This window comes from Arthrobacter sp. Y3225209, assembly GCF_059090685.1.
Map to the genome: position 1 here is coordinate 1 of NZ_JBNHFW010000031.1, position 10,827 is coordinate 10,827.

The 10,827-nt window shown below is 66.8% G+C and carries 12 protein-coding genes; 6 read left to right on the forward strand and 6 right to left on the reverse strand.

The features are described from left to right. The 3 genes from AC5RVB_RS14475 to AC5RVB_RS14485 all read left to right on the forward strand — a co-directional run. A partial coding sequence (locus AC5RVB_RS14475) for an SbcC/MukB-like Walker B domain-containing protein (RefSeq protein WP_494143004.1) occupies positions 1-1,249 on the forward strand: 1,249 nt, incomplete at its 5' end. A gap of 155 nt (positions 1,250-1,404) precedes the next feature. Continuing rightward, positions 1,405-2,724 carry an MFS transporter gene (locus tag AC5RVB_RS14480; protein ID WP_494143005.1) on the forward strand — a complete coding sequence of 440 codons (1,320 nt, stop codon included), beginning with the start codon at positions 1,405-1,407 and terminating at the stop codon, positions 2,722-2,724. Positions 2,725-2,844: 120 nt separating this feature from the next. Beyond that, positions 2,845-3,003, forward strand: coding sequence for a hypothetical protein (locus AC5RVB_RS14485; RefSeq protein ID WP_227903310.1), 159 nt, complete (start codon positions 2,845-2,847; stop codon positions 3,001-3,003). Between the two features lie 93 nt (positions 3,004-3,096). Here the strand turns inward: AC5RVB_RS14485 and AC5RVB_RS14490 are convergent, their stop codons facing one another. The 5 genes from AC5RVB_RS14490 to AC5RVB_RS14510 form a co-directional block, all read right to left on the reverse strand. Further along, the gene (locus AC5RVB_RS14490; RefSeq protein ID WP_227903309.1) at positions 3,097-4,068 is read right to left on the reverse strand and encodes a serine/threonine-protein kinase; all 972 of its coding nucleotides are present in this window, start codon (positions 4,066-4,068) and stop codon (positions 3,097-3,099) included. A gap of 178 nt (positions 4,069-4,246) precedes the next feature. Beyond that, the gene (locus AC5RVB_RS14495) at positions 4,247-5,050 is read right to left on the reverse strand and encodes an alpha/beta fold hydrolase (RefSeq protein WP_494143006.1); all 804 of its coding nucleotides are present in this window, start codon (positions 5,048-5,050) and stop codon (positions 4,247-4,249) included. 3 nt (positions 5,051-5,053) lie between these two features. Next, positions 5,054-5,383 (reverse strand): biotin/lipoyl-containing protein, encoded by a 330-nt coding sequence (locus AC5RVB_RS14500; protein ID WP_227903308.1) that lies wholly within the window; start codon positions 5,381-5,383, stop codon positions 5,054-5,056. Next, complete coding sequence (locus tag AC5RVB_RS14505; protein ID WP_227929539.1) at positions 5,376-6,341, reverse strand: alpha-ketoacid dehydrogenase subunit beta; 966 nt, start codon at positions 6,339-6,341, stop codon at positions 5,376-5,378. The genes AC5RVB_RS14500 and AC5RVB_RS14505 overlap by 8 nt, the downstream gene beginning before the upstream one ends. A 133-nt stretch (positions 6,342-6,474) precedes the next feature. Next, positions 6,475-7,497, reverse strand: a complete 1,023-nt coding sequence (locus tag AC5RVB_RS14510; protein ID WP_227903307.1) for a thiamine pyrophosphate-dependent enzyme — start codon at positions 7,495-7,497, stop codon at positions 6,475-6,477. Between the two features lie 216 nt (positions 7,498-7,713). Here AC5RVB_RS14510 and AC5RVB_RS14515 point away from each other — a divergent pair, with 216 nt between their 5' ends. Next, positions 7,714-7,845, forward strand: a complete 132-nt coding sequence (locus AC5RVB_RS14515; protein WP_269437512.1) for a hypothetical protein — start codon at positions 7,714-7,716, stop codon at positions 7,843-7,845. Between the two features lie 42 nt (positions 7,846-7,887). Here the strand turns inward: AC5RVB_RS14515 and AC5RVB_RS14520 are convergent, their stop codons facing one another. Beyond that, on the reverse strand, positions 7,888-9,318 hold the full coding sequence (locus AC5RVB_RS14520; RefSeq protein WP_494143007.1) for an amino acid permease: 1,431 nt from the start codon (positions 9,316-9,318) through the stop codon (positions 7,888-7,890). A 204-nt stretch (positions 9,319-9,522) separates the two neighbouring features. On the opposite strand from AC5RVB_RS14520, the gene AC5RVB_RS14525 reads away from it, so the two are divergent. Both AC5RVB_RS14525 and AC5RVB_RS14530 read left to right on the forward strand, forming a co-directional pair. Then, a complete protein-coding gene (locus AC5RVB_RS14525) occupies positions 9,523-9,999 on the forward strand; it encodes an Lrp/AsnC family transcriptional regulator (RefSeq protein ID WP_227903305.1) in 477 nt (158 codons plus the stop codon). 99 nt (positions 10,000-10,098) lie between these two features. After that, positions 10,099-10,827: an NUDIX hydrolase gene (locus AC5RVB_RS14530; RefSeq protein WP_227903304.1), complete on the forward strand. Its 729-nt coding sequence runs from the start codon at positions 10,099-10,101 to the stop codon at positions 10,825-10,827.

Genomic DNA, 10,827 nt, shown 5'->3' on the forward strand with positions numbered 1-10,827 from the left:
ACTGGAACGGGCGCGCAGCGCGGCCGGGGCACTGCTGGAAACCCGGCACCGGCTCGAAGGCATCGGTGAGGAACTGGCCGCCACGGAAGCCGGCCGTTCCCAGGCCCTGATCCAGGCCGCCCAGGCGGATTCCCGCGCTGAATCGGCGCGCGCTCAGGCTGCGGACCTCGAGGCAAAGGTGGGTGCCGCGCTGCATGGTTTTGCCGGTGCGGGCGAGCGCGTGGAGGCGCTGACGCAGTTCCGCCTGCTGGCCGCTGCTGCCCGCGAGGCACGGGCGGCCGCCGACGCGGCCGGGGAGGAGCTGGACCGGCTGCTTCGCGAACTCGACACGGCACTGGCCGGCACCGGCTTTGCCTCCGCTGCCGACGTCCGTGAAGCACTGCTGGATCCCGAAACCAGGGATGCTTATGACCACAGCGTGCAGGAGTGGGAGGAGACCGGCCGCCGGCTGGCGCTGCGGCGCGAAGGCCAGGATGCATCTGCCCCGGAGGACCAGGACACGGACTCATCCGCGGTGCCTGATGAGGAAGACATTGCCGAGGCCGCCGAGCAGGCGGCAGCGGCACGGAAGGAGCAGGAAGACGCAGCGCTGCTGGTCCGCCTGCTGGACGGTTCGGCCGTCCGCCTGTCGGAATACTCAGCCGAGCTCGCAGCCGCCTTGGAAGAGACGGCTCCGCTGCGGGCCCGCCGGGACCTGCTGCAGTCGGTCACAGACACCGTCCGCGGTGCCGGTGAGAACACGTACAAGATGACACTGAGCACCTACGTCCTGGCCGCACGGCTGGAACAGGTTGCTGCGGCTGCCACGGAACGGCTGGCCGCCATGACCGGCGGCAGATATGCCCTGGTGCACAGCGACTCCAAGTCCGGTAACCGCAAGGCGGGACTGGGGCTGCACGTCACCGACGAGTGGACCGGCCAGCGGCGGGACACCTCCACGCTCTCCGGCGGCGAAAGCTTTATGGCCTCCCTGGCCCTGGCGCTGGGACTGGCCGACGTGGTGCAGCAGGAAGCCGGGGGAGTGAACATCGAGACCCTGTTTGTTGATGAGGGCTTCGGCAGCCTGGATGACCAGTCCCTTGAACAGGTCATGGACGCGCTGGAGGGACTGCGGGACGGCGGCCGGGTGGTCGGCCTGGTCAGCCATGTGGGCGAGATGAAGCAGCGGATACCGGCCCAGCTGCAGATCCTGAAGGGACGGAACGGATCCACCATCCGCTACAGCCTGGGGGAAGCGGTGCTGCGCTGAACCGGGTGAGGACGCTGCGCTGAACCCGGGCCACGCTCATACGGCAGCGGCAGTTAGGCACCGCAGCCGGGCGTGGGTAAAATTGGGGGGTAGCAAGGGTCGGGCGTACCGGGAGGGGGGACGGTGCGCGGTTCAACGTATTCGGATACCGCACCATGACTCCAAACACGCCCTCCCCAACCCCCTCCACGCCCGCTGACGAAGCCGCGGGGGCACCTTCCGCCGGCCGTTACCAGGCCATTTTCGCCCTCGCCGGCAGGTCCTTTTTCCCGGTCGCCTTCCTCGCGCGGCTGCCGTTGGCCATGCTGACCGTCGGAGCGCTGACCCTGATCACCGAAGTGTCCGGGTCCTACGCACTTGGCGGGTTCGCCGCCGGCGGAGTGGGAATCGGTTCGGCCGTCGGCGCGCCCCTGCTCGGCTATCTCGCCGACCGGATTGGACAGCGTCCCATCCTGCTCTCCACGGCGGTCCTGAATCCGGTGGCCATTGGACTGTTCCTGCTGACCGCCGCGTTGCTGGACCCTGCCGGCTCTCCCGTCTGGATGCTTATCGCCGCCTTCGCCATGGGCGCCTCCTGCCCGCAGGTCGGACCGATGGCCAGGGTGCGCTGGATGGCTATGACAGCCCGGCGTCCGTGGGGACGCGAAATGGACACTGCCCTGTCCTACGAAGGTACGGCGGATGAGCTCACCTTCGTGCTGGGACCGGCGCTCGTGGGCCTGCTGGCCGCGGCCGTCGCCCCCTGGCTCCCGCTGGCCCTGGCCGCAGTGCTCACAGCCACCATGGTGGCGGCCTTCGCCGTCCACCCCACGGTGGAATACGTGGTTCCGTCCTCCCGCCGCCCGGGCGGCGGGAGGCCAAAAACCGGGCGCGGAACAAAGCAGCAGGACAGGACTTCGGGCAGTGCCCGTCCGCAGTGGCTGCTCATCATGCTGCCGGTGCTGGGCATGGTTGCCATGGGCACTTTCTTCGGCTCCACCCAGACGAGCCTGACGGCATTCGCCGGCAGCTTCGGTGTCGCATCGTCCGCGGGCCTGCTCTATGCGGTCATGGGCCTGAGCTCGGCCGCAGCGGCCCTGTCCGTGGCCTTCTGGCCCGAACGGTTCGGTTCCGCAGCGCGCTGGCTGCTCTGTGCCGGGGCAATGACGGTCCTTGCCCTGCTGTTGTTCCTGCCCGCGGATATTGCCACCATGCTGGTGGTCCTGTTTGTGCTGGGCATCCCTGTGGGGCCGACCATGGTCAGCATCTTCGGCATCGGCGCCATCGTGGCACCGCGGGAACTGATGGGCACCGTTATGACGCTGCTGGCCAGCGGAGTGGTGACGGGCACGGCACTGGGCTCGTCCGTAGCAGGGCGCCTTGCGGATTCAGGCGGCTACCAGCATGCGTTTATTGTTCCGGCCGCTGCCGCCGGAGCGCTGCTGCTGCTGGGGCTGGTGGCGGTTCGCGCAGCCGCCGTGCGGCGGAATGCCTGAGCCCGTACGGGAGCCCGTGCAGGTGTCAGCCGTGCCACAGTTGGCCTAGTATCGAAGGATAGGTCGGGCAGTGAAGCATGAACTATCCGCCGCAGTTACCAGTACCACTAAGGAGACACCATGGGAGAGAAGGAAGCCGGCCAGGATCCGAAGGAGACCGGTTCAAAAGGCCCCGATGGAACCATCCCGCAGAGCGATGACGGTATTGCGGCTGCGAGCACCGAGGAAGCCTCGAACTTTGAACCTGAAGAGGACGAAGCAGCCGGCGACGGCAAGTAGGGCGTCCGGCAGTCCGGATGCAGTCAGGAACTGAAACGGGGCCCGCGGATTACCGCGGGCCCCGTTTTGCTGTCCGCGCCTGGCGGGTTTTTCCTAGCCCAGGCTGGGAGAGTGCAGCGGCGGGGCGGGAATGTAGATGTTGCCCGTGGTGATGCCGCCTGTGGAGTCGCCGGTGACCGGTTCGCGGCCTGCCGAGGCGTCGGCAGATGCCGGCACGGACTCGGGTGTGTCCAGGACGGTGCGTTCCGCCGCAAGGGTGCGCAGCGCTACTGCCACCTCATGGGCTTCGGGGCGGGCATCCACCAGGCGGGCGGTCATGGCGCGCAGGATCTCCGTCCAGTCCGGGCCCACCCACTCGGGGATCTCAGGGTCCCGCAGCAGGCGCGCAACGGCAGCTTCCACAATCGGACCCGGGAAGGCCTTTTCACCGGTCAGGCATTCCAGCAGTACCAGGCCCAGCGAATAAATATCGGTCCGCGGATCCACTGCGGCTCCCTGGGCCTGTTCCGGGCTCAGGTAGTTCGCCGTTCCAATGGTGGCACCGTGGGCGGTGGCAACTGTTGCTTCCACCATCCGCGCAATGCCGAAGTCTGTGAGCCTCGGATACAGGCGGGTGTCCTGCTCTGCCTGCGGAAAGAGCAGGATGTTGGCAGGCTTCACGTCGCGGTGGATGACACCGTTGCTGTGGACGTAGTTCAGTGCATCGGCCAGGTCTGCCCCCAGTGCAGCCGTTGCGGGGGAGGAGAGCGGGCCCTCCTTGAGCTTGCCGCGCAGATCCGGTCCGTCCACCAGTTCCATCACCAGGTAGCTGGACGCCCGGCCTTCCTCGTCCACGCTCACGCCTGCATCGTGCAGGGTGACCAGGCCGGGATGGTTCAGTGTGGCCAGCAGCTGCATTTCGGTCTGCTGGCGGCGCGTCTCGTCATCCTCGTGGAAGCCGGCACTGAAAAGCTTGACGGCTACTTCGCGGCCGAGATTCTCATCGACGGCCCGGTACACCGAAGCTGCACCGCCGGAACCTATGAGTTCAGTGGTGCGGTATCGGTGCCCAAGGAGTACATCCACGGGTGTCCTCCCTACGGGGATAAAAGGTGAAGGCCGGTGGGGCCCGGAATCAGCCGAAAAACAATCAGTAGGCTGATTAAAACCAACCTAGTCCACTAGCCTCTCCATCGTAGCGTGGCGCGGCGTGGTCCCGGTGCAGATTGCCCCCTACGTGACCAACTCGTAACTTTTCGCCCGCTCAGCCCGCCAGGAAGTCCAGTGCGGCGGTCTTAAACGCCCGGGACGTGACGGCATTGGCATGCGTACGGGCGGGGAGGGTGAGCATGTCTGCCTGTCCGCTCAGCGCTGCCAGCTCGGGCGCCGTGGCGGCCAGATCATCCCGCTCGCCGGCTACCAGCAGCAGCGGCATCCCGGGCACGGCGGCTGCGGGGGAGAAGGGCTCCTCCTTGATGGCCTCGACCATACGGAAAAGCGCGGCGAGGTTGTTCTGCGGGACCAGCTGCGCCATCCGGAGCAGCTCGGCGGTACGCGGATCCGCTACCGGCGCTCCGCCTGCGGCAGCCTCCCGGGCGGCGTCCAGATCGAAATCAGCCAGCGGATCACCGCTGCCGGGCCCGCCCAGCACCATCCGGTGCACCAGCTCGGGCTGCGTGGCCCCGAACTCCCATGCCAGCCGGGAGCCCAGGGAATAGCCCACTACGTCCAGCCCGCTCCCCGGGTCGGCGTCGGCCAGCGGCCGGACACCCGCGTCCTGTACCACCTGCAGCAGGTCCGCGCGGATGCGGCTGGGACGGTAGGCGTCGAGGTCCGCCGGCGCGGCGCTGGCGCCGTGGCCGGGCAGGTCCACCGTGATGACCTGCCTGCCGGCGGTGAGCAGGGCATTCACCCAGCCGGAATTGTGCCAGTTCAACTGCGAGTCGGAGGCAAATCCATGCAGCAGCAGGACCGGACGGCGGGAGTCCGCGCCGTCGTCGTCGCCCGCGAACACCTGGACATCCAATCGAGGATCGGTGCCTTCCACCAGGGAGCCGTAGCCGGACACCGGTCAGTCCTCGTCCAGGACGGCGCTCAGCCGGACCCGGCGCTTCGCCGGGGCCTCCTGCGGAACGGTACCGACAATGCCGGCGGTGTTGTCCGGCACTTCGAACACAATAAGCGGCTCGCCCACATTGATCCTGTCGCCGGGTTCCCCGTAGATGCGGGCTACCTTCCCGGCTTGCGGGGAGGGGAGTTCCACTGCGGATTTGGTGGTTTCCACCTCCACCAGCGGTTGGTTGCGCTCCACCTGGTCGCCTTCGGCCACAAGCCATTCCAGGACGGTGGCTTCGATCAGTCCTTCGCCGAGGTCGGGAAGGGGGAAGGAAATTTCAGCCACGCCGGTACTCCAATACTCGCTGGATCCCGAACAGGATGCGGTCGATGTTCGGGATGTATTCGTCTTCAAGGTCTCCTGACGGATACGGTACGTCGAATCCGGTGACCCGCCCAACCGGGGCGCGCAGGGTGTCGAAGCAGTGCTCGGTGATCAGCGCGGCCACCTCGGCGCCCAGGCCGGAGGTCAGCGGCGCCTCATGGACGACGACGGCGCGCCGGGTCCGGCCGACGGATTCGGCCAGGGCGGCGGCGTCGATCGGCTTCAGCCAGCGCAGGTCCAGGACCTCCACCTCAATGCCGTCTTCGGCGGCCAGTTCGGCCACCTGGAGGCAGCGTGCCACCATGGCGCCCCACGCCACGAGGGTGACGTGCCTGCCCGGACGGACCACCTTGGCGCCCTCCACCGGGCCGGCGTGGCCAAGGTTCACTTCGCCCTTCTGCCAGTAGCGGGACTTCGGTTCCATGAAGATCACCGGGTCCGGAACAGCCACCGAATGCCTGAGCAGGTGGTAGGCCTCATGCGGGCTCGAGGGGGAGACGACCTTCAGCCCCGGAACATGGGCGAACAGTGCTTCCAGCGATTCTCCGTGGTGCTCGGGGGCGCGGATTCCGCCGAAGCTGGGTACCCGCAGGGTCACCGGCATGGGCAGGGTGCCGCGGCTGCGGTAGTTCATCCGGGCCAGCTGCGTGATGATCTGGTTGACGGCCGGATAAGCGAACCCGTCAAACTGCACTTCGGGAATGGGGTGGAAGCCTGCCATGGCCAGGCCCACGGACATACCCAGGATGCCGGATTCGGCCAGGGGAGTGTCCATGACCCGGTCGACACCGAAACGCTTCTGCAGGCCGTCCGTGATGCGGAAAACCCCGCCCAGCCGGCCTACGTCCTCGCCCAGGACGAGGGCCTTGGGATCTTCGGCCAGGATTTCGGCCAGGGCACGGTTGAGGGCCTGCTGCATGGAAAGCTGCTCTACCTGGCCGCGGCCGGACGGCGCGGGCGGCGTGGTGGCAGACTGGCGGGTGGCAGCCGTGTCTTCGGTGTTGCGGGCCGCTTCGGCCAGATCGGAGGAGGGTACTGCCTCGGTAAGCTGCTCAGACATGTTCGGATTCCTCCCGCCAGGCACGCGCCTGGGCCTTGAGTGCTTCGGTGGGTTCGGCATAGACAAAGTCGAACATCTCCGTGCCCGGCCGCGGGCCCAGGGCTTCCACGCCTTCGCGGATGCGTTCGGCGTTGTCCTTTGCTTCTTCGAGGGCGGCATCCAGGAAGTCCCGGTCCGCCAGGCCTTCGGCCAGCAGCCGGTCGGCCAGCAGCTGGACGGGGTCCGGGCCGGCGTCGCGGCGTTCCTCATCCAGGCTGCGGTAGCGCCCGGGGTCGTCGCTGGTGGAGTGCGGACCGCGGCGGTAAGTCATGGCCTCGATCAGCACCGGACCATGCCCTGCGCGGGCATGGGCTGCCGCCTCGCGGGTGGCGGAAACGACGGCGGGGGCGTCATTGCCGTCCACAGTGATGGCACGCATGCCGTACCCGGCAGCGCGGGCTGCAACCGTGCCGCCCGCCACCTGTGCCTCGGTGGGCAGCGAAATGGCCCAGCCGTTGTTCTGGACGAAGAAAATCACCGGGGCCTTCAGTACGCCGGCAAAGTTCATGGCCTCATGGACATCACCCTGCGAGCTGGCGCCGTCACCGAAATAGGTCAGTGCCACGCCGCCCGTGCCGCCGTTCAGGGTCTGGCCGTGGGCCCAACCCACCGCGTGCAGCACGGAACCGCCGACCACTGCCTGGATTGGAGCAAATCCGGTGCGCACCGGATCGTAGAGACCGCCATGCCAGCTGGCCTTGTGGGTGGACATGTACTCGGTCATGTCCACGCCCAGGGCCAGTGCCGCACCCATTTCGCGGTAGGTGGGGAAGATAAAGTCGCGTTTAGGGTCCATGGCGAAGGCGCTGCCCACCTGGGCGGCTTCCTGGCCCAGGGCAGGGGCATAGCCGGGAATAATCCCCTGACGCTGCCAGGCCACGGCGGCGAGATCCAGCTGCCGTGCGGCGGTGATCAGGCGGTACAGCCTGCGCAGTTCCTCCGGCGCCAGGGGCGCCGGATCCATAGAGTTATCCATAGGGGCAATCTAGTGGCTTGCATCACGCTGGGCAATTCGTCCCGGAATTGCTGCACATTCTGTACAAACGTTCCATTCCCTCCCGCCTTTGCCTAGGCAATCTGTTCGCAGCCGGTATGCGGCGGTGCTGACATCAGGTTTCGGAAAAGGGCTGGAATCCCTCCGGTATCCGCGTATGGTTTCCAGACATCCATCCCCTTGAGTCAGGAGCCGGACATGTCAGGTAAATCTCCGCAGGGATCCAGTTCAAAGAAGCACGGCAAGGCACTAAAGGAAAAGCGCGCCGAGAAGCGGGCGAAGAGCGCGGTTGACGCAGAATTCCTGCCCAAGCGGCGCAAGGGCCGGTAGCCGGGACGGCTGCCCGGATGGCCGGGCAGCGGCGGGCCGGGGCTATTCTGCCGGGTCCGCCGCTGCTGTCCGGGACCGGCGGGTGGTGCGGCGGTCGAACAGCCAGGCCAGGAGGACCAGCACGGCCGTCAGACCGGCCGTGGCCACCAGCTGCACGCGGACGGCCGCGTCGAAGAAACCAAGCACCACAATCGCCGCCAGCAGTGCCAGGGCAAAGTAGGAGAGCCAGGGGAACGCCCACATCCGGAACGTCAGTTCCACTCCGGCGGCATCGGCCCGGCGGCGCAGGATTATCTGCGAAACAATCGAGATGCCCCACACCACCAGGCAGGTGGAACCCACCAGGTTCAGCAGGATCATCAGCACGGTGTCCGGGTAGAGGTAGTTCAGCACCACGGCAATGAACCCGAAGGCCACCGAGGCCACAACCGCGCGCCGGGGGACCCCGCCGCGGCCCAGCCTCGCCAGGGCGGCCGGTGCGCGACCGCGGTCGCCGAGCGAGTAGATCATCCGTGAGGCCCCGTAGAGATTCGCATTCATGGCCGAGAGCAGGGCGATCACGATCACCACGGCCATCACGGTGTCTGCTCCAGGCACCTGGGCTGCGTGCAGCACAGCCACAAAGGGGCCCGTGTTGAGGGCCTCGTTGTCCCAGGGCAGCACCGTGACCATCACCAGGACAGAACCGATGTAGAAGATCAGGATCCGCCAGATCACCGAGGTGATGGCCCCCGCAATGGATTTGGACGGTTCCTCGGTGTCCGCGGCAGCAATGGTGACAATTTCGGTACCCCCGAACGCGAACACCACGAGCAGCAGGCCCGCGGCCACCCCGGTAATGCCGTTGGGCATAAATCCGCCGTTGTTGAAGAGGTTGTCCACCCCGGGGGAGTCAGCGCCCGGAAGCCAGCCGGCGATGAACGCGGCTCCCACCGCCAGGAAAATGATGATGGCTGCCACCTTCAGGATGGCAAACCAGTACTCAAACTCGCCCAGGCTGGCGGCCCCTGCCAGGTTGATGGCTGTGAAGACAACGATGAAGGCCAGGGCCAGGATCCACTGCTCGACGCCGGGGATCAGGGACGTGACAATGGCGGCGGCCGCCGTGGCCTCGGCCGCAATGACAATGACTATCTGGATCCACCAGAGCCAGCCGACGGTCGTCCCGGCAGTGCGGCCGAGCGCCTTTTCCGCATAAACGGAAAACGCGCCGCTGTTGGGATCCGCAGCGGCCATTTCGCCCATCATGCGCATCACCAGGATCACCATGGTTCCGGCAACCAGGAAGGAGATCAGCACGGCCGGGCCGGCTGCCGCAATGCCTGCGCCGGAGCCGACGAAGAGTCCCGTGCCGATGGCGCTGCCCAGGCTCATCAGAACCAGGTGCCGCGGCTGCATCTTTTTCTGTGACCCGGAGTCTTTCCCGGCCGGAGAAGGCGTATCGGTACGGGACGGGAGGGCGGAACCGGGCATAAAAGGAAAAGGCCTTAGAACGTTGGGGCGGCTGCCGGTGCATCTGCCGGACCGGCGTCAGGCGGCTGGCGGGAATGTACACCGGATTCCATCTTAGGACCGGTTTGTGTCCAGTCATGTCCGACTGTGACCCACGTCGGCTCTACAATTTGTACACTGACAATCATTGTTCACGGCTGCAGACTTCTCTAAGCAAAGGACCCCATGCCAACCGACGCGCTGGACGCCCGCATTGTCACACTCTTTACCGACAACCCCCGGATGTCGGTGCTTGAGGCATCCCGGCGGCTGGAGGTGGCCCGGGCCACTGTGCAGGCGAGGCTGGACAGGATGCAGCAGACGGGCGTGATCGCCGGTTGGGGTCCGCGGATTGATGCCGAAGCCCTCGGCTATGACGTGGTGGCGTACTGCTCCCTGACCATCCGCCAGGATACCGGCCACGACGCGGTGGTGCAGGCACTGTCCCGGATTCCGGAGATCCAGGAAGTGCATACCGTGTCCGGTGAAAGTGATCTCCTGGCCAGGGTGGCGGCGCGGTCCAACTCGGACCTGCAGCGGGTCATCGACGCAATTGTGGCCACCAATACCGTGCTGCGGACGTCCTCGGTGATTGTGCTCAACACGCATTTCGAAGGCCGGATGCTGCCGCTGCTGAACGCGGCAGCCGTCTCGGATCCCTGAGTCCGGCCGGCACCGGGCGCACTGTGATGAAGGCCATCTTTTCGGCCCGGATGAGTTACAGTCATTCTGACTTTTACTAGTGCCCCGGAAAGGGGAGCCGTGTATTCCCCCTACGCCAACGTATCCGAGCGTGAACTGGCACCGCCGTCCCTGGCCATCTCCACCGTCATTTTCGCTCTGCGCCGGGACGGGGACACAGGGCGCCCGGAGCTCTGGCTCCCGCTCGTGCGGCGGATACGGGAACCCTACCGGGACCGGTGGGCACTTCCGGGCGGTCCGCTGGCAGCCCGGGAATCCCTGCAGGACGCAGCCGCCCGGAATCTGGCTGACACCACCGGGCTCACTCCGCGCTATCTGGAGCAGCTCTACGCCTTTGGCGGTCCGGAGCGCTCGCCGTCGCCCCGGGTGGTCTCGATTGTCTACTGGGCGCTGGTCCAGCCGGACGAAGCGGCGCTTGCCAGGGAAAGCGACAACGTGCGCTGGTTCCGGGCCGACGCCGTCGGGGAGCTGGCCTTTGACCACAACACCATCGTGGACTACGCCCTGTGGCGGCTGCGGAACAAAACCGAGTACGGGCAGGCGGCCTATGCCTTTCTGGGGGAGCTGTTTACCCTGGCGCAGCTGCGCGAAGTCTACGAGGCGGTTCTGGGACGCGAACTGGACCCTGGAAATTTCCGCCGCCAGCTGCGGGCAACACCACAGATCTCCGCGACCGAGCACTACCTCGCCGGCGGCCGGCACCGCCCGCCGCGTCTCTACCGCTACACCCCGGACCCGGACACGGTGCCCGGTCCTGTTCCCTCAACACCGCAACGGAGCACCGAATGA